The organism is Syntrophales bacterium, from assembly GCA_035363115.1.
Lineage (GTDB): Bacteria > Desulfobacterota > Syntrophia > Syntrophales > PHBD01 > PHBD01.
This window is the reverse complement of sequence record DAOSEM010000006.1, coordinates 182,449-204,789: the sequence shown is the minus strand read 5'-3', so window position 1 is coordinate 204,789 and position 22,341 is coordinate 182,449. Positions and strand designations below refer to the sequence as shown.

Here is a 22,341-nt window from a genome sequence, read left to right as displayed (position 1 = left end):
CCGGAAACGTTTTCCAATTGCTCCTCTGGGAACCCCCGGTCGCGCCCCCGCGAACGTTGGTGGGGAGGAGGGTCTTCCCGGAGCGCGAATAGCGGCTTTTTCGGGGCACCCTGCCGTCGCAGCGCAGCGCCCGCAAAGTCATCTGTCTGAGCGCCCCTGGGCGCGAGTTATGACTTTGCAGCGGAGCGAGACGATGCAGGGTCGAAAAAACGCTCCTGAGCGCGAGGGAAGCCCGGCTCCCACATGCCGGCCCCCCATCCGCTCCTGAATCACTTTAAAAAAAATGAAAAAATTAGGAAGGGGGTGGATTTGAAATCGGTCCACCCCTTTGTGCGTTTTGGGCGGTGTCAGGAGACGGTTCGCTTCACCTCTTCGAGCGTTCCCTCGACGAGGCCGCGGATTTCCCGGAGGCGGTCCTCCGTCGCCGCCTCGAAGCGCAGGACGAGGACCGGCTGGGTGTTGGAGGCTCGGATCAGGCCCCAGCCGTCAGGGAAGGGGATGCGCACGCCGTCGATGTCGATGATCTTGTACGTCCTGGCAAAACGGGCCTTCACCTCCTCGACGACCCGGAACTTCAGCTCGTCCGGGCAGTCCACGCGGATCTCCGGCGTGGTGAAGGTTTTTGGAACGTCCGCCAGCAGGGCACTCAGGGTGGTTTCGGAGGAGGAGACGATTTCCAGGAGTCGTACCGCCGCGTAGATCGCATCGTCGTACCCGTAGTAGCGGTCCGCAAAAAACAGGTGGCCGCTCATCTCCCCGGCCAGGACGGCGTCTTCTTCCTTCATTTTCCCCTTGATCAGGGAGTGGCCGGCCTTCCACATGATGGGCCGCCCGCCGTGCCGGGCGATGTCATCGTAAAGGTTCTGGGAGCACTTCACCTCGCCGATGATCGCCGCGCCGGGACGCTCCTTGAGAATGAACCGGGAAAACAGGAGCAGGAGCTCGTCGCCCCAGAGAATGCGCCCCTCGTCGGTGACGGCTCCGATACGGTCGGCGTCCCCGTCGAAGGCGATGCCGAGATCGGCTCCTTCCTTCTTTACGAGAGCGATCAGGTCCTTCAGGTTTTCCGGCACCGTCGGGTCGGGAAAGTGGTTCGGGAACCGCCCGTCGGGCTCGCAGTAGATATCGGTGACACGGCAGCCCAGGCGCCGGAACAGGGGCAGGACGAAGAGGCCGCCGACGCCGTTTCCCCCGTCGACGACGACGGAGATGCCCTTCCTGACCGCCACGTTCCCGAACAAAAGGTCCTCGTATGCGCCCGAGACGTCCTGGGTCGTCATGCGGCCCTCACCCCGTTCATAGCGGCCCTTCTCCATGATCCGGCGGACTTCCTGGATGTCGTTGCCATAGATCGTGTCGGGACCGATGCAGATCTTGAAACCATTGAATTCCGGAGGGTTGTGGCTACCGGTGACCATGACGCCGCCGTCCGTTTCCAGGTGGCGGATGGAGTAATAGAGGACAGGTGTGGCGCACATGCCCACGTCGATGACGTCGATGCCGGTGCTCCGGAGACCCCGGGCCATCTGCCCGGCGTAGGATTCGGAGCTGAGCCGGCAATCCCGGCCCAGGGTCATGGTCCGGACTCCTCGCTGTCGGGCGTAGGTCCCGATGGCCTGCCCGAGTTCCCGGACGAAATCGGGATTCAGGTCCCTGTCCACCAGGCCCCTGACGTCGTATTCCCGGAAAATCTCTGGGTTCATGATGGCCTCCTCGTTGAATCGGCGGGTTATGGAAGACAACCTCCCCGGCAAGCTGCGGGGAAGCGCGTGCAGTACATTGAAAGTACGGCGTTCTATGTTAAAAAGGGCGACTCTGTCAAGAAGGATTTGAGGGCCGATTGGCCTTGACAATAGCAGGTGAATCCATTAGCGTAGCGCCCCTAAACGGTACTGGCTGGAGTGCATCATGATCGGAGTTCTGATTACAACCCATGGCGATCTCGGCAAGGAGTTGATCAAGGCCGCAGAAATGATCAAGGGTCCCATGAAGGGCGTTCTCCACATCCCCATCGACCAGAGCAAGGGCGTCGAAGAGATCAAGAAGGAAATCAGCACCGCCATCAAGAAGCTCGAGCAGGGCAAAGGGGTCCTCATCATGACGGACCTCTTCGGCGGAACGCCTTCCAACATTTCCCTTTCCTTCATGAAGGACGGGAAGGTCGAGGTCGTCACCGGCGTCAATCTCCCCATGATGCTGAAGCTCGCCGATGTCCGCGAGACTATGAACCTGAAGGATTTCTCCTGCTTCATCAAGGATTACGGACGGAACAACATCTCCCTCGCCAGCGAGATCCTCAACAGGAAGGTCGGCACATGACGGGTTCCCGGACATGGACATCGCCCTGGTGAGAATCGACAACCGTCTGGTCCACGGCCAGATCATCGAGGCATGGGTTCCCTTTGCCAGGGCCAACTGCATCATCGTTGTCGACGACCACGTGGCGAACGATTTTTTTCGGGAGACGGTCATCAAGATGTCCGTCCCCCGGGAAATCGAGACCCTGATCAGCAGCGTCGACGAGTTTCCGACAAACATCCGGAGCATCGAGAGAAAAGGCCGCAAGGCCATCATCCTCTTCTCATCCATGAAGGATGCCCTGCGGGCGTATCGGGGCGGATTTTACTTCGACCACCTGAACATCGGGAACATCCACAACGAGGAGTGCATCCAGCAGTGCGCTCCCTCGGTCCTGCTTGGGGAAGAGGACATCAGCGCCATTCGGGAGCTGGTGAAGGACGGCGTCCACGTGGATGTCCGCCGCGTCCCGCGGGAGAAACCCGTCGACATCCGGGATGTCCTCGGCGACGAGGTCCAATAGCGCCGTCCCGACCGCCCCGAGGACACCCGCCGGAGGGACCCGTGCACTGGAAAATCCTTCTCATTGCTACAGCCGGCGGGTTGATGTGCCTGGACCGGGTCGTTCTCCAGGCCATGATCTCCCGCCCCGTCGTGGCGGGGACCCTCACGGGATGGATGCTGGGCGCCCCGGCGACGGGTCTGCTCGTGGGAGCCCTGATCGAACTGTTCTGGATCGACCATCTTCCCATCGGGACCTACATTCCCCCCAACGAAACCATCGTGACCGTTCTTGCCGTTTCTGTTGCGGTCCTGAACAGCCCGGGTCCGTCCGGGAACGTTCCCAGGGAGACCGTCGCCCTTTCTCTTCTCATGTTTCTGCCCGTTGCCCACCTCGCCCAGAAGGGGGAGCAGGTTCTCGTCATGCTGAACGAGCGCTTGGCGCGGCAGGCCGTTGCGGCCGGGGAAGCGGGCGATCTCGGGGCCGTCTCCCGGCTGCACATACGGGCGATCGGCCGCTACTGGCTCTCGTCGGCGGGGCTGCTGGCCGTTCTTTTGGCGGTGGGCGTTCCTCTCCTGGGCTGGCTTCTGGAGCATCTTTCCCATTCGGTCCGCATGGCCCTGCAGCTGACGTATTTCATGTTTCCCGTCGTGGGAATCGCCGCCGCCCTGAAAGCCTTTTCCCAGAAGAGGGCGCTGCACGTATTCTGCGGCGTGTACCTGGCGGCCGTTTTCTTCCTTGAGCTGTTCCAGGGCCCATGATTCGGAGTCCCGGATGAGCCCGTCCATTGAACTTTCTCCGGTGACGGAAGAGTACCTGGAGGAGATCCTGGCCATCGAGCGCGCCTCCTTTCCGACCCCCTGGTCCCGGGAGCTGTTCCTGCGGGAGCTGGACCTGGTCATCTCCAGGAGCCTTGCAGCGCGGGAGGCGCGAAGGCCGGGGGCTTCCGTATGCGGGTACATGTTCTTCTGGTTCGTGGCCGGCGAGGGCCAGCTGCAGCGGATCGCCGTCCGGCAGGACCTCCGGCGCGCCGGCATCGCCGACTGCCTCATGAAGGGAATGCTGGATCTGTGCACCCGGGAGGACGTGACGCGGGTGGTTCTGGAGGTGCGGAGAAGCAACGCGGCGGCCATCGAGCTGTACCGGAAATGGGGGTTCCAACGCACCGGCACCCGGCGCGGCTATTATCCCGAAACCGGCGAAGACGCGCTTCTCATGGAGTGGAATGCTTCGTGACGGGGGAGCGGGCCGGATTTGTCGTTGCAATTGCCCGTCTCCTGTGAGAAAAGAGACGGGACCATTCAAACATTCAGGATCGTTCAAGAAATCGAATTGGAAATCATGACGGACCAGGCACGGCGGGGAATGGAGCGAAATGTCGAGGGGGTGGTGCTGTCGAATCGCGAGACGGCGCCCGGCCATTTCCACATGGTCCTGGGACTCCCGATTCCCATCACCGACCCCGTTCCGGGCCAGTTCGTCATGGTGCGGATGCCCGACCGGTCGGACCCCCTACTGGCCCGGCCCCTCGGAATCTACAGCTTCTCGCAGCGGAGGGGGGAGGCCCGCCTGGAGCTTCTCTACCGGGTGGCCGGGAAGGGTACGGCCCTGCTCTCGGGCCTCCCGGCGGGCCGGGTGCTGCAGGTCCTGGGCCCCCTGGGCCGCGGATTCCGCATTGCCCCGGAACTCCGGACCCTCGTGCTCATCTCCGGCGGCATCGGCATCGCCCCCCTGACCTTCCTGGCGGAGCATTACCGGGGAATCCCGGACGGGGCGGAAAAAGACATCGTCTGTTACGCCGGTGCCCGCTGCGCCGACGCCCTGGTCGGGCTGGAGCGGATGGAGGCGCTGTGCTCGCGCGTGGTCGTCACCACGGACGACGGCACCTGCGGTTCATGCGGCATCGTGACGGACCCCCTGGGCCAGGATCTGCCCTCGTTCCACCCGGAAGAGACGGCCCTCTACGCCTGCGGTCCCCGGCCGATGCTGTCATGTCTGGCGGACATGCTCCGGGACTCGCCGGTTCCATGCCAGGTCTCCGTGGAGGAGCGCATGGCCTGCGGGCTCGGGGCCTGCCTGGGCTGCGCCGTCGCCGTCCGCGGCAGGGACAGCGCTTTGTCATACGTGCGGGTCTGCAGGGAAGGACCGGTTTTCGACATCCATGAACTCGACTGGTAATAACCTCCCGTCGCTCGCCGTCTCGATCGGCGGCCTGAACCTGAAGAACCCGGTCATGCCCGCGTCGGGCACCTTCGGGTACGGGGAGGAGTACGCCCCGTTCGCGGACCTGAACCACCTGGGGGCCGTCGTCACCAAGGGCATTTCCCTCCGGCCCCGGGCCGGCAACCCGCCGCCCCGGATTATGGAGACGCCCGCGGGGATGCTCAACGCCGTGGGCCTGCAGAACGTGGGCGTCCAGGCATTCGTCGCGGAGAAGCTTCCCTACCTGCGTAAGTTTGACGTCCCGGTCATCGTCAACATCTTCGGAGAGGCCGTCGACGAATACGCCGCCGTGGCGGAGGAGTTGAGCCGGGCCGGCGGCGTCCATGCCCTGGAGGTGAACATCTCCTGCCCCAACGTGAAGAAGGGCGGGATTGCCTTCGGTGCGCGGCCGGAGTCCGCGGCGGAGGTGACGGCGGCGGTCCGGGGAAGCACGGACCTGCCGGTGATCGTGAAGCTCACCCCCAACGTCACGGACATCGTCGAGATCGCCCTCGCCGTCGAATCCGCCGGAGCCCATGCCCTCTCGCTCATCAACACCCTCCTGGGCATGTCCGTGGACGTGGAGCGGCGTGTTCCCCATCTCGCGAATGTCACCGGCGGGCTCTCCGGACCGGCCGTGCGGCCCGTGGCGGTGCGCATGGTCTGGCAGGTCGCCGGCCGGGTGAAGGTCCCCGTCATCGGCGTGGGGGGTATCGTCGACGCAGCGGGTGCCCTGGAATTTCTCATCGCCGGGGCCTCGGCCGTCCAGGTGGGGACGGGACAGTTCATGAACCCCCGAACGTCCCTCGACGTCATCGAGGGGATCGAGGCCTACCTCGTGCGGCACGGTATGAGGGACATGAAGGATCTGGTCGGCTCGCTCGTGTGCAACACCGTACGGTAAGGAGAACGTCATGAAGAAAGCGATCCTGTTGGCTGCAGTCCTGCTCCTGGCGGCCCTGCCGGCGTTCGCCGCCTCTTCCGCCATCACCGAGGCGGAGGGTTACTCCTGCATGGGCTATGACAAGTCCCGGAAGGCCACGGAAGACGACGCTCTGGCCAACGCCAGGCGGCAGGCGCTGGAGTACGCCGCGACGTACGTGAAGAGCGAGACGAAAGTCGAGGACGCGACGGTCCTCAAGGACCTCCTGGAGGCCTATGCCAACGGCACCGTCCGGATCCTCCAGGAACTCCAGCGGACCTGGTACACCGACCCCAAGACCGGCGAGTGCTTCCGGATCCGGGTCAAGGCGGAGATCCTTCCCGACACGAAGGCCATGGACCGGGTCGCCGCAAAGCCCGCCCTGGCGGACGATCCCGGGGCCCCGCTGAACGTCCGCGTCTGGACGGACAGGCAGACGTACCGGCAGTCGGAGCAGATCCGGATTTTCCTCAAGGGGAACCGGCCCTTCTTTGCCCGGGTGATCTACCGAGACACGAAGGGGCAGATCCTCCAACTGCTTCCGAATCCCTACCGGTCGGACAACTATTTCCAGGGCGGCGTGGTCTACGAGATCCCCTCGGGCAACGACAAATTCCAGCTCGAGGTGGTCCCGCCCTTCGGGGAGGAGAAGATCATGGTATACGCCAGTTCCTCTCCCATTGGTGACCTCCAGCTCGAGGCGGCGGGCGGAGTCTATGAGGTTCGGACGAAGGCGGCGGACATGGACGTGAAGGTCCGGGGAGTGAGTGTCGTCAAGGCGCCCGTGAAGAACGCAAAGCCCGACGGACAGGTTGCCGGGGCGGGCTTTTTCGAGACCTCGGCGACGCTGCGGACGAACCGCTGAACGGTAGGAGGCCGGCTATGGGCAGGGCGGAAGCCATCTGGGACGGGATCTGGCTCGTGGGGGGACCGGATGTCTCCCGGTCCGACGACGCCACGGTATTCGTCGTCGATTTCCAGGGGGAACTGGTCATGATCGACTCCGGGGCCGGCGGCAGCTCGAAAGCCCTCCTGCGGAACATCGAGGGGGCGGGGCTGGATCCCGGGGCCATTTCCACCCTGATCCTGACCCACTGCCACATCGACCACATCGGGTCGGCTCCCTTCTTCCGAGACCGGTACGGCTGCCGGATCCTGATCCACGAACTGGACGCGGAGGCGATCGAGGCGGGGGACCCCGTCCGGACGGCGGCCAACTGGTACGAGACGGACTTCCCGCCCACCCGGGTGGACCGGCGCCTCAAGGGGGAGGAGGAGGTCCTGGCCTTCGGCGGCGAGGATCTGCACTGCCTTCACACGCCGGGCCACACGCCCGGCTCCATCGTGGTCTGGCTCGACCGGAACGGGAAGCGGGTCCTTTTCGGACAGGACATCCACGGCCCCTTCATGTCGGCCTTCCGCTCCAACATCAGCGACTGGCGGGCCTCCATGAAGAAGATCCTGGCCCTGGAGCCGGACGTCCTCTGCGAGGGGCACTTCGGGATCTTTGAGCCGAAGGAGCAGGCCGCCGCCTACATCCACCGCTACCTGCGCATGAACGGCTGACGCGGAGGCTCCCGTGAAGACGCTGAAACAGTTCGAGAAGGCTACGGTTTACGCCCTCATCGGCATGATGGCCCTGACCGTCTTCCTGGCAACCGTCGAGGTGGCCTGGCTCCTGGTCCGGGATATTTTCACGCCGCCCCTTTTCCTCCTGGAGATCGACGAACTCCTGGAAGTCTTTGGCATGTTTCTCCTGGTTCTCATCGGGCTGGAACTCATCCACACCCTCAAGAGTTACCTCTCCGCCGAGCCGGTTCATCTGGAAGTCGTCCTGATGCTGGCGATCATTGCGGTGGCCCGGAAGGTGATCGTTCTGGACGTCAAGGAGGCTTCCGGCATGACTCTGGTCGGGATTGCCGCCATCGTCCTTGCCCTGTCCCTGGGCTACTATCTTGTGACCTGCGGGGTGAAACAGCGGATGGCCGCCTGTAATGCGGCAAGGGAAGGCGGACAGCCTGAAGATGGTGCCTGACAGGGCCTTGCGTCACTCCACCGGTTTCCGGACCAGTTCAAGGAAGCGATCAACCAGGTAGGGGTTGAAGGACGTTCCCTTTTCCTTGATCAGGATCTGCTCGATCTTTTCCTGCGGCATCGGGTCGCGGTAGGGCCGGGCCGTCCGGAGGGCGTCGAAGACGTCGGCAATCGAGATCATCTGGCTGATGATATTGGTACTCCAGTTCTGTTTCAACCGGGGATAGCCGGTGCCGTCGAACTTGATGTGATGCTCCATGGCCGCCAGGACGGCAAGGTTGGTCACGCCCTTGATTTTCATCAGGTACATGGCTCCGTTGATCGTGTGATTCTCCATGACGGCCCGTTCTTCCGATGTCAGGCTCCCCGGTTTCATGAGGATCTCTTCCGGCGTGGTGATCTTGCCGATATCGTGCAGGGTGGCGGCAACCCCGATGTTCTTCAGGTGAGGGGCCTTGAATCCCACGTACTCCGCCAGGTACATGGTCAGGATGCCCACGTTTGCCGTGTGGGTGAAGGTGTACTCGTCGCTGGACTTGAGCTCCGAGAGGAGCTTCAGGGGGTTCACTTCCTTGCGGAGACCGTCCATGAAGTTGACGACCATGTCGTCCACCCGCTCCATGTCCAGGTTGCTTCCCTTGGCGATGCTGCGGTAGATGTTGCGGACGAGCTGATCCGGGGTCTCGATCTCCAGCTCGACAAATTCGTCGAGGTCCAGCTCGGAAGAGACAATGCCGGTCCCGTCATCGACTTCCCCCTTTTCCGCTTCCTTCAGCTTGATCTTCCCAATGCGGATCTGGGGCAGGGAATGAATGGATTTTGCCTCCGGATCCGACAGATTGCGCACGAACGTCTCGAGTTGGGAGAGCGGGAGTCCCCGGACAAAGGTAATCCGCTCGACGGCCCGTTTTTTGAGGATGCGGATCAGTGCGGTTTCCGTCGCCCCGGCCAGCAGGAGGGGGCGATTGTCGATGGTTAGATGTTCCCCCAGGAGCAGGATGGTGGTATCCAGCCGGATGCTCATCAGGTATTTGAGGTGTTCGTAGGCACCCTGGATATGCGAGAGGACCAGGGGGTGGTCTGGCGGATAGATGCCGGAGTTCTGGACGGCCGCCGTCAGTTGCGTAACCGCTTCGCCGATGGAATCCTGGTATGTTGCCATGGGTCAAGACCTCCGACCTGTCTCCGGCTTCCGCCGGCCGTCCATTGCCGATGACGACCGGGCCCGGTTGCCGGTTCATTCTTAAGCAGCCGGGGGAAGCGTCTCCCGGATCAGGCGTTTCATGCGGCTCAGCCTGCGCGGCGAGAGGGTCCAGCGGATCTTCGCGAGGCTTTCCATGTGGGGAATGATCGCGGGATCGCGGCTGGCGGCGATTTCCCGGATGATCCACTCGTTCCGGACGGCGTCCTCCTCCCGGATCAGAAAGGTCTTCACAAGCACCAGCACGTCACCGATCAGACCCCAGATCCGATGCCTGCTGATCAGGCTGATGACCCCCGTCTTTTCCTCCCAGCTCTCCCTCCTGATTCCGTCTCGCAGGAGATCCGGCGCCAGGGGATCCTTGAACTGCAGGAGTGTCTCCAGCACTTCCATCCTGACATCCCAGCTGCCCTGCTCGTATAGCTCCTTCAGGGCCGTGGAGACATTGTATTGCGCCGTGTCCCGGATAAATGTCAGCAGGCGTGAGATTCCCAGTGAGTCCTGTCCCTTCAGCCTTCGGTAGGCCTCATCGCCGGCCGCCTTCCCGTAGCTGTTCAGGATGCCGAGAAAAAAGGGCGAGGGGGCGAAGGAGCGGTCCAGGTACAGATCGAAGAGCCAGGGTAGGGTGTCTTCCCCGCAGGCCTTGAGGTACGCCTTCAGGGAATCGGATTGTCCGATATCGATCTGCAGGAACGGCTCCACGAGGGACATCATCTGACGGCTGGTGAAGGCCTTGATGGTCCAGAGCGCCCTCTGGCGCACGGACTCCGACGGCTTTGTCCGGGTATGGGTTTGCAGGGTCTCCAGGACCTCGGTCAGGAGGGAAAACCGTCCCGTGCTGACGAGCCCCATGGCGGAAGTCACCAGGTGTTCGCTCAACAGGCGGTATTCCTCATCCGGGATATCCTCTTCCATCATGACGAGGCTGAAATAAGTGATCCGATACTGAATCTCGTCGTCCTGCAGGGATTGGAGGTGCCACTGGAGAGGGAACGCTTCTTCCCCGGATACGGCCATACCGGGGGTTTCCGCGGCATCCCGGAGCAGATTTTCATATTCCACAGGGACGTACTTCTCGTAGTTTTCCCGCTTGATCAGGTCCCGAACGCTGCCCACCGAGAAGTCCTCCTCGGGGGCGACGCCTGTGGCCGCCATTTCCTGACGGTGAACCGTCGTCATTTTCTGCATCAGGAGAATCAGCGTGGGAGAGATCCGGTTCTTCCGCTCCTGGTTGAGCTGGATGATCTGCTGGAAGACGTCCTTTGGAAAACACTTGAGGTTTTCGAGTTCGAGCACCGTCTCCGGCTGCAGGCAGACCTGGCGTTCCAGGGAGTCCAGAAGTTGTGCCCTCAGCTCGGGGGTCAGGCTCTTCAGCATGTTGCTGATGTTCGCCAGCGCTTCGAAGCGGATAGCGGAGCCGGCGTTTCCGTGGCGCAGGTCCAGGAAGTACTCGCGGACGAGTTTTTCATAGCTGTCGACGGCGCCTTGCCACAGGTCCGGCCTTTCATTGAGGGCGCGCGCCTGGAAAGAGGGATCCAGGAATGGCGAAAGGGCGGGGTCGGCGATTGTCAGCGATAGCTCCTTGGAGCGTGCCAGGAAGTCGAGCCAGAAGTCGCCCTTCTTGTTTTCCTTGTTCTCCGGCGTGAAAAAGATTTCCCGCTCGTCGGTGATCTGAAAGTCATCCGCGTCCAGGGACTTGACGCGGATCCGCGTGATCCCGGCCTGGGCGACGGCGCGAGCCACCGTGCTCTTCATCCACACATCCGATGGCTTCTGGGCGAGGAACTTGTGGAAATCGACGATCTCCTGCTTGCTGACACCGGCCACGAAGCTGATCGAAACCAGTCGGAAAGAGGAGAGCGTCCGGAGATAGTCCCGTACGGAGGAGTTGTTCGGATCGAGAGGGATCTCGCCCGACGCCATCATGGGCCCGTCGATGATGAAGTTGAGCTCCATCCTCCCCTGGAGCGATTTCTGGAGGAGATCGCCTGCCTGTTCCGTTGCTTCCTGGATTCTGACATGGCCCGGCGGGTACATGTTGAGACTGAGCCGGAGCAGGTTCAGCGCGGTGACCAGGGCGGAGAGCCGCTGTGAAACCATGAGTGCGGTTTCGGGTGCCGGACGATCCGGACCTGATATGGCGTTCTGTTCCCTCAGATTTGTTCCGTTCATATCGACTGAGCATTTACGCGAGATTTACCGGGGTAGTCAAGCCGCCGTTTCAACCACCGGTTCCAGCCGCGGCCTGCCGATGGGCACCCGGGAAGGACTGGGAGCCGCCGCTTTCTTCCGTCCGGCCTCAGTGAGACTCCCGCCGGTCCTTCTTCCGGTAGCCCTTCAGGAGCAGCGTGCAGATGTTTTGAACCCGCCTGCCGGCGTGCTCCCTCAGGTGAAACTCGCAGAAGGGGCAGACACTGATGACTGCGTCCGCGCGGGTCTTTTCGATCTCCTCCCGGCGCTTCAGGGCCAGGGCTTTTGCCTCTTCGGGAAACGCCGCCCGGACACCGCCCCCGGAGCCGCAGCACCAGGCGGGCATCTCCACGAGCTCCGCCGCCTGCCGGATCAGCTCCCTCGGCTCTTCCCGGACCCCCTGGCCGCGGAGCAGGTGGCAGGGATCGTGGTACGTCACCCGGACGGGCAGGCGGGCCGGGGACTCTATTCCCTGCCGCACCAGGAGCTGCGTGATGTCCAGGACCTCGAAGGGCGTGTCGTAATCGTTTTTCAACGTGGTCCCGCAGCCGGCGCAGATGGTGATGACCGCGTCGACACCGAGCCGTGCAAAGATCCCGATGTTCTTTTCCATCAGGCCTGCCACGAGGTCCGTCTGCCCCGTCCGGATCAGCGGCGAGCCGCAGCAGACCTGGTCCTTGGGGACGACCACCCGGATTCCGTTGCGCCGCATGACCTCCACGGCGTCGAAGGCGGTCTCGGGCATCACCAGGTCGTACAGGCAACCCGTGAAGAGGGCGACGGTGCAGCGGGCGGCGGTCTCCGGTTCGACCACCTCGGGGACGCATTCCAGGAAACGGGGGCCCGGGAACGAGATGCTCCGGCCGGTCTCCCGGACGAGCCGGGCGAACTCGAGGTGCTTGGGAAACGTGAAGCCCCGCTCGACGGCGAGAGCGCGGAGCTTCTCGATCGCCAGGGCGGGGGTTGCGATCTCCTCGGGGCAGGCGATCCGGCAGGCCTGGCAGGAGGTGCAGTGAAAGAGCCCGGCCTCCACGGCCTCGGGGATGCGGTCCCGGGCGTCGCGGGGATCGAGGGCGAGGCGCATCTTCTGCCGCATGGCCGTAGGCCCGGCGAATTCGGCCACGTCCAGCATCGGACAGACGGAGACGCAGGAGAAGCACTGGATGCAGTGGCGGAGCGGCTTGATGGATTCGGTCTCCGCCCTGCCCGGCGCAGTCGACTCCCCGCGGGGTGCGAACGAGGCGACGGATTTCAGGAGCGGCGCCAGGTCCGTGACGAGGTCCTTTTCCACGGGCAGCCGGAGCGGCTCCACGACCATGCCGTCGGTCGCCTCCTCTTTGCAGGCCATGACGGGCCGGCCGTTCACCCGGACGGCGCAGCTTCCGCACTGTCCCACGCTGCAGGAACGGCGGTAGGAAAGGGTCGCGTCGATATCGTCGCGGACGGCCTGGAGCGCGTCGAGGACCCGCGCGCCCTCGTTGATATCAACGGTATAGGATTCGAGCCGCGGGCCATCGTCCAACTCCGGGTCGAACCGGGAGACCGTGAGGCGGATGGTCTTCACGGCCGGTCCCTCCTCTCGATCCCCTCCCGGGACAGCGAAAGGAAGGTGTGCCCGAAGAGTGACCGCTCTTCGTTCCGAGGCGCGTCGGCGTCCGTTCGCATGTGCGCTCCCCGGGATTCCCCCCTCAGGAGGGCGGCCCGGCAGACGAGTATGGCCGTCGTGCAGGCGTTCCGGACGGAACAGCAGTCGGCCAGGTTCCGGGGGACAGCGGCCCGGAGCCGCTCCCGGGAAATCCGGTCGATCTCCAGGAGCGCCTTCTTCAGGCCGGTCTCATTCCGAAAGATCCCGGCGCCTTCCCCCATGATCTCGTGTAGTCTCTTGAGCAAGGCATAAGGATTCGCTTTGCCCGTCCGGAAGGCATCCAGCCTTCTCCGCTCCCTTTCCACCTGCTTCTCCGGGATGGAGGATGCCCGCGGTTTTGACTTTCCCGCCGCCTCACCGGCGATGGCCCCGAAGACCTGGGTCTCGGCAAGGGCGTTTCCCCCGAGGCGGTTCGCCCCGTGGACGCCGCCCGCCGTCTCGCCGCAGGCGTAGAGTCCCTCGACGGTCGTCTGGCAGGTCAGCGGGTCGATCCGCAGGCCGCCCATGACGTGGTGCGCCGCCGGCGCGACCTCCACGGGCTCGCGCCGGATATCGACCCCGAAGCGGAGGCACTGTTCCAGCATCACGGGCAGGCGCTCCTCGATCACCGCCGGCCCCAGGCGGGAGACGTCGAGATGCACGCCGCCGTTGGCCGTTCCTCTTCCCTCCCGGATCTCCGTGACGATCGCCCGGGACAGGACGTCCCGGGGGGCAAGCTCCATGCGCACAGGGTCGTAGCGCACCATGAAGCGCTCTCCCAACCGGTTGAGCAGGATTCCCCCCTCGCCCCGGGCCGCCTCCGTGATCAGCCTTCCCTTTGCGTCGGGGGGATGGACGGCGCCGGTGGGGTGGAACTGCACCATCTCCATGTCGATCAGCTCCGCGCCGGCCCCGTAGCCCAGGGCGTAGCCCTCGCCGGTGCCGCTTGCCGAGTTCGTCGAAGAGGCGTAGATTTTCGCGCCCCCGCCCGCCGCCAGGATCACGCTGTCGGCCCGGAACAGGAGGAGGCCGCCGCTGCGGTCGAGGGCGAGGGCTCCCGTCGCGGCGTCGCCGTCTTTCAGGAGGGCGATGGCAGAGGTTTCGTGAAACACCCGGACCGGGGTCGTGCGCAGCCACTCCATCAGGGTCGTCATGATCTCGTGGCCCGTGCGGTCGCCGGCGTAGCAGGTCCGGGGGTACTTCTGGCCGCCGAAATAGCGCTGGGCGACCTCGCCATTCTCCGTGACGTCGAAGACGGCCCCCCGGCGGAGCAGGTCCCGGAGGCGCTCCGGGGCGTTCCGGACCAGTGTCCCCGCCAGGATCGGGTCGTTCAGGAAGGCGCCGCTCTCGATGGTCTCCCGGAGGTGGGCCTCAACGGAGTCCTGCGACCGAATGGCCGCATTGTACCCCCCTTCAGCCATGGGGGTGCAGCCGCCCTTGCCGGCGATCGCCTTCGACAGCAGCACGGTCTCGCCGTACCGGGACGCCTCGACGGCCGCCCGGACCCCGGCGCCTCCGGCCCCGATCACGAGAACATGGCAGTCTGTCGTCTCCGGAGAGGTCAAGGACCCGCTTCCTCCTGTTCGTTTCCCCGGAACCGGGGACAGATCTCCGAGGAGCCGGGCCGAAACTCCCGGCAGACCCGGGGCCGCGTTTCGTAGATGGCACAGCGGGTGAGGCCGTTCTCCCACTCCAGGAAGGGGCAGCCCCGGAACGTATGGCCGTTGTTCGCCGAGACGATGTGGTCCCCCATCCAGACGCCGTGGTGCTGCTCGATGATCCCGAGGATGTCGTCCCGCCCCTCCCGCTGCCAGCGTTCCTTCTCCTCCTCGGCGGCGTAGTCGAGCATATCGGCAAGGCAGCACTTGCCGCAACGCTTGCATTCGATTTCTTCCGGGTTGCTCATGGCTTGTCTCATGCCTCGAACACGGAACGCAAATTGGGTCGGAATCGGTTCTTCGGGGGTAGATTTGAAATTTGCCCCCGTCGCCCTGGAAACGGGGACAGATTTCAAATCCGCGCCCATTTGAATCCCGTCACGGGGACGGATTCAATTCCGTTCCCTTCTGGAGCATCAGGTACTCATACTGGTACAGGTCCTCGAGGAAATGCCGGAGGACTTCCTCCTCGTCGTTCCGTGCCGCCGGGGCGCGCAGGATCGCCCGGAGGCGGTCCGTCCAGGCCACGGACAGGAAATCCGCCAGGGGACCGCGGCGGACCCGGTAGCCGTGATACCGGGCGATGGCCTCCAGGTGCGAGAATTTGATGGTGAACTCGTCGTGGCCTTTCAGGGGAATCCGCTCCGGCCGTCCCGGGGCGGAGACACGGATCAGCCCGGCCAGCTCCTCCGGCACGCGGGCCTCGCAGCTGTGCTCGCTCAGGAAGATCGACGGAACACCCGCCAGACAGAGCTTCTCCAGGGCCTCGCAGGCCCCGAGGTTGAAGGGGAACAGTGGGGCTTCCAGCGCTTCCAGGCCATAGTTCGCGAACAAACGATACACCCGCTCCATCAGGCGATCGGAATCAGACTTCGTTTCCCGCTGCGACCATCGCTCTGTGTCTTCGATCTCCCGCGGCATGTCCAGGACCACGGGAAAATCCCCCAGGTTCTCGTTCAAAAGTGCCAGGCCGAATCCCGCCAGGATCTCCGGCGGCGTCTCCAGGAAATCCTCCCGGCGGAAGTCCGCGGGAAATCCCGCCAGTGCCTCTCTCTGCTTCTCGAGGAGCACCGGCGACAGGTCGATGCAGAGGGACGACCATTCCGGGCGGTCCGCCAGGAAATCCCGCTTCAGGACGCCGTATCCCCCGCCGACTTCGAGAATACGCCGCACCCGGCCCAGATCGAAATGGCGTTCCAGAAAATGGCGGAGGAGATTCCCGTAGGAATCGGGGCGCACGAGGACCGTGCGGCAGAGACTCTCGGGATGGGCGAGGCTGTTGCAAACGGTCCACTCCCAGCCGAGGGTCGTCAGGTCCTGAAGGTGGTAGTCCCGCGTGGAGTGCAGATTCCAGGTCGGAAGCGGGTCTCCCGTCATGGCTATGATTTGCCGGCCGCCCGGGACGCCCGGTCTTCGACGGCCTCCCGCTCGAAGTCTCCCCCGATGGCGGGGCTGCCGTCGGGCTTGAAGAAGGTCGGGTAGTAGACCCGGAAGGACTCCTTGATCATCTCCAGGGGCACGTCGTTGAAGGGGCCGTGGTCCTGGACGTACTCCATGTGGCGGTTCCCCTTCTGATCGTAGGGATGCAGGAGGGCGTCGTGGATGCCGTCGAAGTCGAGGGGTTTCACGCCGAAGCGGTCGCAGAGGTCCATGTTGAACGTCGGGGTGGCCTTGATCCAGCGTCCGCCCAGGTAGAGCTCCGAGTAGCCGTGGCCCGTGAAGAGGTCCGTCTTCATGAGGCTCTTGAGGCGCTCCGTGGTCAGGTGGTTCCGGACGTCGGCGAGGCCGATGCGGCCGGGAATCCCGTGGACCCGGGCGCAGGCCGCCAGGAGGACCGCCTTCACGACGCAGTATCCGTACCCCTTCTCCAGGGTCGTGCTCGCCCGCATTCCCTCGACGGAGAGGACGATCCGGTAGGGGTCGTAGCGGATCCCGTCCCGGACGGCATAGAAAAGGCGGACGGCCTTGTCTTTCTCGGTTGCGGCGTCTCCCGCCGCCTCCAGGGCGAACTTCCGCACCGCCGGATGATCGCTGTTGATGAAAGGGGTCGGGATCAGGCAGGCCTGCACGTCATCGCTCACGGGAACCCTCCTTGGCGGAAACGTTGAGAAGCGGGGCCACTATAGGAAATGGGGGGCCCGGTGTCAATCGGGGAAAGGGTGATGCAGAAACATCGAGGTGTTTCCTTCAAGAAACTTCAAAGGCTCGGTTTTCTGAGATTCTATTGTCCAGTTATTTCCAGATCGTCAGATCATGCAAGGCCTTCTCTCCTAATATAAAAGTGGTCATACATTCTCTGGAGATCCATGTTAAACAATGATAAGTGGTGGTTCTTCTTTACGGCATGTGAAAAGGCAGCTATGAAGCATAACTTACGGAAGTCTATGAATTGATATAACGTATTTTAATGCTGGATTTTGAATAGGAATGATGGTAAACGAGCCAACAAAGTAAAAATGCAGTTGTATGTTCCATCCCGTATCAACATACTGGAGGGAAATATGAACTGAATGACAAGGCCCCGTTTCTTTCAATAGAGCGGGGTTTTATATTGTGCCCATCAAGGGATATAGATCTTATCAAGATCCAGAGAATAAGCCGCTATAAAAGCAATGCGAATATTTAAGTACGTATGTAAAAGATTATTATAATAAAAATGTCGTTTTTCACTATAGAGTGTTAGATGAAAATAATGCCATGTTTTGGTTATTAATAATTAACTTGATAAACATTGTTTTGATGTCCCTAATACTAGCGCCCAACGTAGCTTGGAGTGCGTCATGAAGAAAATAGATCTACACGTTCATACCATCTCAACAGTCAGTGACAACCACTTTACATTCTGTAAGGACACTCTGAAACGATATGTAACAGACGCTAATCTTGATGCTATTGCGATAACCAATCACAATATATTTGATGCCCAACAATTTAGGGATTTAAAAGAGTTACTACAAATTGTTGTATTCCCGGGCATTGAGATAAACTTAGATGAGGGTCACATAATACTGATTAGCGATGGATCAAACATCGAAGACTTTGAATCAAGGTCCAATGAGGTGTTCCGAAGAGTATCTCGGACCGGTAGCATTACCGTACGTGATCTGAAAGATATTTATGGTAATCTACAAAACTACTTGATTATTCCCCATTATGACAAAAGCCCATCTATACGCGTACAAACACTAGAAGAACTTTTGCCCTATTTAGCAGCTGGTGAGGTCGATAGCGCTAAAAAATTTATCCGTGCAATAAAGGATGAAACAAAGCTAACCCCTGTTCTATTTAGTGATGTCAGGGTGAGCGATAAACTTAATGAACTCCCTACGAGACAAACTTTCTTGGACTGTGGCGAGTTGACTTTAAGTGCCATTAGGGCATGCCTTGGCGACAAGCGTAAGGTTTCTTTGTCAAAGGACGAAGGAAACTTCATATTTCAGATTTTTGATGATGGACAAAAGATTTCCACTGGATTGAATGTACTCCTTGGTGAGCGATCAACCGGTAAAACATATACTTTGAATAAGATAAATAATGTAAGTGAAAGGGCTAAATATATTAAGCAGTTTTCGTTGGTACAACTAGATGAAGAAGCATATGAGCGTGAGTTTAATAAAGACATTCAAAAAAAACGAAGTGGGGTTATTGATGATTATCTATCCGCGTTCAAGGCTGTCTTAGATGACGTTATGAAAGTTGACCTTGAAAGTAACAAACGGGATGTCGAGAATTATATTTCCACGCTTTGTAAGTCGGCAGAAGAAGCTGATAGGCGAGATGCATATTCAAAGGTCGCCCTCTTTGACGAGACGGCATTCCCCGACAAGGATGATAAAATTCTAAGACAACTTATAGAATCAGTTCGTCATGTTATAGAAAACCTTGAATACAAGGAAATTATCGAGAGGTATGTTGATATACAATCTCTAAAAAAGCTCGCGTGTGAATTAATAGAATTGCTTTGGAGTAAGGCTTTGGAAAACAGGAAAAAACGGTTTATCAATGGCTTAATCAAAGATATAAAAGGGAACTTAAAAATGCGATCGTCCGCCATTCAGGTTGATGATGTTGATTTATACCAAGTAACTATGGAGGCAAGAAAGGTAGCGAGATTCTCAGATATTGTAAACCACTTGCAAAGAGAGTCTGTAATTTTCGAAGAGAGTGTTCAGGGATTCCGTGTTGTTGCCAGCAAAGGTCCATTCCAAAGGGCTGGAGAACTTAGAAATACAAGTGTCGTAAAAACGGCATTTAAGGAAGCGATGAAAGAATACGGGAATCCTTACCGGTATCTAAAAGCACTGATGTCCGATCCCAGTCTACCAAAATCAGAACTATACAAGTTATTTACTAAAATAGAATATAATATTATAAATCGAGACGGTTTTGAAGTGTCGGGAGGAGAACGGTCGGAATTTCGATTGCTACAGGAAATCCAAGACGCTCAAAGCTATGATATTTTACTTATCGATGAGCCAGAGTCCTCATTCGATAATATGTTTCTAAAGAGTGATGTAAATCAGATTATCAGAGAAATATCAAAATCCATGCCCGTGGTTGTGGTTACGCACAACAACACGGTTGGTGCCTCTGTAGGTGCGGATTACCTACTCTATGCCATTAAGACCATAGAAAATGGGGTTGTGACTTATAGAATATACTCTGGTCATCCGATGGACAAGGTTCTAAAGTCTGTCGACGGGCAATTTATCAAGACTCATGAAATTATGATGAATTCACTAGAGGCTGGCAGGGACGCCTATCAAAGCAGGAGACATAGATATGAAGCTATTGAAGATTGATAACAATCTTGGCTTTTTTTTTGATGGGGTTGGTGAATTTCTGCCGATTGATAGGATTAAAAAGGAGGATCTGTTAAAATTAGTAGATTTGACACTTGGGGAGGATGTAGAGTTTGATGAATATGATAAAGAGAAAATCAAAAACCAAGCTCATCAGATCGTCTACAAGAGTATACACGAGAAACTTCGAGATCTCAGAGACAGGAAACAAGAGTTTATAGATGAATCAGAGAGGTTATTTCTCCCTGAGTACGAAAAATATAAAGCAGGAACATCAAAGCAATCAACTTAATAAACGTAGTTCGCACAATTGGTAGATAACATGTACGCATTACACAATCTCGGCTGGCACGACTTTCAGCAGCTATGTCTCACGATTACACGGGGGATCTTGGGACAAACAGTGGAGTCTTTTCTCGATTCAGCTGATGGTGGGAGGGACGGCGCATTCACGGGTACGTGGAATGGGACAGGACAGGACAACCTAAGCGGTCCTTTCGTAATCCAGTGTAAGTTCACAAGCAGAATCAACTATATCCTGAAAACATCCGATCTATCGGATGAATTTGAAAAGGCCAAGAAGCTTGTCGGGCGGGGTCTTTGTGACTCCTACGTGCTCATGACGAACGCGGGTTTGTCTGGTGTTGGAGCTGGCAAGATCAGTGCCCTGTTCAAGGGTGCCGGGGTGAAAAATGTCGCGGTGTTTGGTTCCACCTGGATAAGCCAGCAAATTCTAGAAAACAAGCGCCTGCGTATGCTCGTACCACGTATGTACGGACTTGGAGACTTAAGCCAGATTCTCGACGAGCGTGCCTACGTACAGGCTAGAACCATCCTTGAATCGATGCGGGAGGACCTTGCCAAGGTCGTTGTCACTGATGCCTACCGGAAAGCTGTTGATGCAATCAACAAGCACAGTTTTGTGCTGCTCATCGGCGAGCCTGCCGCTGGTAAGACGACCATCGCATCCATGCTGGCAATGGCGGCAGTCGACCAATGGAACGCCTCGACGCTCAAACTTGACGATCCCGGCAAGGTTGTCAAGCACTGGAACCCGGACGAGCCGTCGCAGTTCTTCTGGCTGGACGACGCCTTTGGAGTGACCCAATACGAGGATTTCCTGGTTCACCGCTGGAATCACATCTTGCCGCAAATACGACCGATGCTCCGCAAGGGGGCGAAGATTGTCATGACATCGCGCGACTACATTTACAACCGTGCCCGCAAAGACCTGAAGGAGAGCGCGTTTCCGCTGCTGAATGAGAGCCAAGTTGTGATCGATGTTCAGGACCTTTCCGTCGGAGAAAAATGTCAGATCCTCTACAACCATATCAAGCTTGGAAAACAGCCGCGCTCCTTTCGAACCGACCTCAAGCCTTACCTTGAGGATGTCGCGAGTCATCCTCGATTCATCCCGGAAACGGCACGACGTCTGGGCGATCCGCTTTTCACGAAGGACCTGTTCATCGACGAGTATTACATCCGCCAGTTCGTTGAGAAACGCGAGCAGCTTCTCCGGGAGGTGCTCCAAGGCCTCGATGCAGATAGCAAGGCAGCACTCGCACTAATCTACATGCGGAACAGCCGTCTGGAGAGTCCAATCCAACTTCGGCTCTCAGAGACACATGCTCTTGATCGTCTCGGCAGCACTCTGGGTGGATGCATCGATGCGCTCGAAGCCCTAAAGGGCAGTCTTGTACTTCTCTCTCATTCAAGCGGCGAGTATGTCTGGCAGTTCATGCATCCGACCATTGGCGACGCATATGCAGCAATTCTGGTCCAGAGTCCGGAACACCTTGGTATCTACATAGAGGGTAGTGCGCCTGAGCGGCTGGTCGATCAAGTGACTTGTGGTGACGTAGGCATAGAAAAAGCGATTGTGGTTCCAAAATCATTGTTTCCACAGATGCTTGCGAAACTTAATGAAATATCTCAAAGCAAGTCGCATAAAGCCGCTTGGCTATCAGCATTCAGCGCGAGGTGGGATCTGCAAGGATTTCTTGCTCGCCGTTGCTCCAAAGAGTTCCTATCCTTGTATCTGAAGCATAATCCCAGCCTGCTTGAGCAAGTCGCCAAACCCGGACTTTTCCTCGACAGCGTTCCGGAGGTACGACTAGCAAAGCGACTCCATGAAGTCGGGCTCCTGCCTGAGGAGCAGAGGAAGATATTTGTTGAGACGGTAAGCAGTTACGCTATCGAGGGTCAGGATGGGGGCGCTCTTGATGACGACGGGATCAGAAATCTTTTCACCGACAGTGAATTCGATGAGTTGGTGCGAAGAGTGCGTATAGAGCTTCTACCGCGGCTTGACGACGTTAGGCACGAGTGGGAATCAAACCACTCTTTAGGTGAGCCGCCCGAAGATCATATGCGGCAGCTTCTCGAATTATTCGACTCACTCAAGAGGCAGTTCGGTGATGACGATAGGGATGTCAAACTCATAGATCGCGAAATACGCCTTACGAACGAATGGATTGGTGAAAACACACAGGAGGAACCCGATAGAGCCGATCGAAAACTGGGAGAAGTTGAAGTGCAGGAAAAACCGCAAAGCAAACGAAGTATTTTCGACGATATTGACGCGAGTGAAGAAGTCGAAACAGGGTGATGTTCGACGCCATCTAATCTACAAGGAATACGGTGTTTTCCTAGAACCACATATCTCAATGCTGCACGAAGTACTAAAAAGACTACAAAGTTGACAATGCGAACGTCATGGCATAACGAGTCGTTATATTCAATCGGCAGGAAAAGGCGTCTGCCCCTGCGACATCTCTTTGATATTCAACATTTCTAACCGCAATCCTTGAACGAGAGATTTATACTATCTTGTTTGTTAGTAGGTGCAATTTATTAGAGTGAGTATGACTGGAAACTGATCAATCAACTTTCAATATCTGACATAATA

Annotated in this window: 20 protein-coding genes; 12 read left to right on the top strand and 8 right to left on the bottom strand. The window is 59.0% G+C overall.

The features are described 5' to 3' along the window. Window positions 1–347: 347 nt before the first annotated feature. On the bottom strand, window positions 348–1,703 hold the full coding sequence (locus PLO63_12965) for a phosphomannomutase/phosphoglucomutase (protein HOI75048.1): 1,356 nt from the start codon (window positions 1,701–1,703) through the stop codon (window positions 348–350). Window positions 1,704–1,908: 205 nt separating this feature from the next. Between PLO63_12965 and PLO63_12960 the strand changes: the two genes are divergently transcribed. From PLO63_12960 to PLO63_12920, 9 genes are all read left to right on the top strand, one after another. After that, window positions 1,909–2,319: a PTS sugar transporter subunit IIA gene (locus PLO63_12960; GenBank protein HOI75047.1), complete on the top strand. Its 411-nt coding sequence runs from the start codon at window positions 1,909–1,911 to the stop codon at window positions 2,317–2,319. A gap of 13 nt (window positions 2,320–2,332) precedes the next feature. After that, on the top strand, window positions 2,333–2,821 hold the full coding sequence (locus tag PLO63_12955) for a PTS sugar transporter subunit IIB (protein ID HOI75046.1): 489 nt from the start codon (window positions 2,333–2,335) through the stop codon (window positions 2,819–2,821). A 41-nt stretch (window positions 2,822–2,862) separates the two neighbouring features. Further along, window positions 2,863–3,561 (top strand): PTS sugar transporter subunit IIC, encoded by a 699-nt coding sequence (locus PLO63_12950; protein HOI75045.1) that lies wholly within the window; start codon window positions 2,863–2,865, stop codon window positions 3,559–3,561. Between the two features lie 13 nt (window positions 3,562–3,574). After that, window positions 3,575–4,036, top strand: a complete 462-nt coding sequence (gene rimI, locus PLO63_12945) for a ribosomal protein S18-alanine N-acetyltransferase (protein ID HOI75044.1) — start codon at window positions 3,575–3,577, stop codon at window positions 4,034–4,036. A gap of 105 nt (window positions 4,037–4,141) precedes the next feature. Further along, on the top strand, window positions 4,142–4,978 hold the full coding sequence (locus tag PLO63_12940; GenBank protein HOI75043.1) for a dihydroorotate dehydrogenase electron transfer subunit: 837 nt from the start codon (window positions 4,142–4,144) through the stop codon (window positions 4,976–4,978). Next, entirely contained in the window at window positions 4,962–5,906 is a 945-nt protein-coding gene (locus PLO63_12935; GenBank protein HOI75042.1) for a dihydroorotate dehydrogenase, read from the top strand. The genes PLO63_12940 and PLO63_12935 overlap by 17 nt, the downstream gene beginning before the upstream one ends. A gap of 10 nt (window positions 5,907–5,916) precedes the next feature. Beyond that, a complete protein-coding gene (locus tag PLO63_12930) occupies window positions 5,917–6,789 on the top strand; it encodes a DUF4384 domain-containing protein (protein ID HOI75041.1) in 873 nt (290 codons plus the stop codon). Between the two features lie 17 nt (window positions 6,790–6,806). Continuing rightward, on the top strand, window positions 6,807–7,490 hold the full coding sequence (locus PLO63_12925; protein HOI75040.1) for an MBL fold metallo-hydrolase: 684 nt from the start codon (window positions 6,807–6,809) through the stop codon (window positions 7,488–7,490). A 13-nt stretch (window positions 7,491–7,503) separates the two neighbouring features. Continuing rightward, window positions 7,504–7,959, top strand: a complete 456-nt coding sequence (locus PLO63_12920) for a phosphate-starvation-inducible PsiE family protein (GenBank protein ID HOI75039.1) — start codon at window positions 7,504–7,506, stop codon at window positions 7,957–7,959. A 12-nt stretch (window positions 7,960–7,971) separates the two neighbouring features. Here PLO63_12920 and PLO63_12915 read toward each other — a convergent pair whose 3' ends face one another. The 7 genes from PLO63_12915 to PLO63_12885 form a co-directional block, all read right to left on the bottom strand. Then, complete coding sequence (locus tag PLO63_12915; protein HOI75038.1) at window positions 7,972–9,120, bottom strand: HD domain-containing protein; 1,149 nt, start codon at window positions 9,118–9,120, stop codon at window positions 7,972–7,974. 81 nt (window positions 9,121–9,201) lie between these two features. Further along, window positions 9,202–11,259 (bottom strand): hypothetical protein, encoded by a 2,058-nt coding sequence (locus PLO63_12910; protein ID HOI75037.1) that lies wholly within the window; start codon window positions 11,257–11,259, stop codon window positions 9,202–9,204. A gap of 199 nt (window positions 11,260–11,458) precedes the next feature. Then, window positions 11,459–12,913 (bottom strand): succinate dehydrogenase/fumarate reductase iron-sulfur subunit, encoded by a 1,455-nt coding sequence (locus tag PLO63_12905; protein HOI75036.1) that lies wholly within the window; start codon window positions 12,911–12,913, stop codon window positions 11,459–11,461. Continuing rightward, window positions 12,910–14,538: an FAD-binding protein gene (locus tag PLO63_12900; protein HOI75035.1), complete on the bottom strand. Its 1,629-nt coding sequence runs from the start codon at window positions 14,536–14,538 to the stop codon at window positions 12,910–12,912. The genes PLO63_12905 and PLO63_12900 overlap by 4 nt, the downstream gene beginning before the upstream one ends. Beyond that, on the bottom strand, window positions 14,535–14,879 hold the full coding sequence (locus tag PLO63_12895; protein ID HOI75034.1) for a YkgJ family cysteine cluster protein: 345 nt from the start codon (window positions 14,877–14,879) through the stop codon (window positions 14,535–14,537). The genes PLO63_12900 and PLO63_12895 overlap by 4 nt, the downstream gene beginning before the upstream one ends. Window positions 14,880–15,009: 130 nt before the next feature. Further along, a complete protein-coding gene (locus PLO63_12890; GenBank protein ID HOI75033.1) occupies window positions 15,010–16,008 on the bottom strand; it encodes a hypothetical protein in 999 nt (332 codons plus the stop codon). 2 nt (window positions 16,009–16,010) lie between these two features. After that, the gene (locus tag PLO63_12885) at window positions 16,011–16,712 is read right to left on the bottom strand and encodes a transglutaminase family protein (GenBank protein ID HOI75032.1); all 702 of its coding nucleotides are present in this window, start codon (window positions 16,710–16,712) and stop codon (window positions 16,011–16,013) included. Between the two features lie 699 nt (window positions 16,713–17,411). Here PLO63_12885 and PLO63_12880 point away from each other — a divergent pair. Genes PLO63_12880 through PLO63_12870 form a run of 3 tightly spaced genes read left to right on the top strand, consistent with a single transcriptional unit; the run spans window position 17,412 to window position 22,041 of the window. Further along, on the top strand, window positions 17,412–19,433 hold the full coding sequence (locus PLO63_12880; GenBank protein ID HOI75031.1) for a PHP domain-containing protein: 2,022 nt from the start codon (window positions 17,412–17,414) through the stop codon (window positions 19,431–19,433). After that, window positions 19,414–19,725 carry a hypothetical protein gene (locus PLO63_12875; GenBank protein HOI75030.1) on the top strand — a complete coding sequence of 104 codons (312 nt, stop codon included), beginning with the start codon at window positions 19,414–19,416 and terminating at the stop codon, window positions 19,723–19,725. Before PLO63_12880 ends, PLO63_12875 begins: the two co-directional genes overlap by 20 nt. A 30-nt stretch (window positions 19,726–19,755) precedes the next feature. Next, window positions 19,756–22,041 (top strand): hypothetical protein, encoded by a 2,286-nt coding sequence (locus PLO63_12870; protein ID HOI75029.1) that lies wholly within the window; start codon window positions 19,756–19,758, stop codon window positions 22,039–22,041. Window positions 22,042–22,341: the final 300 nt, after the last annotated feature.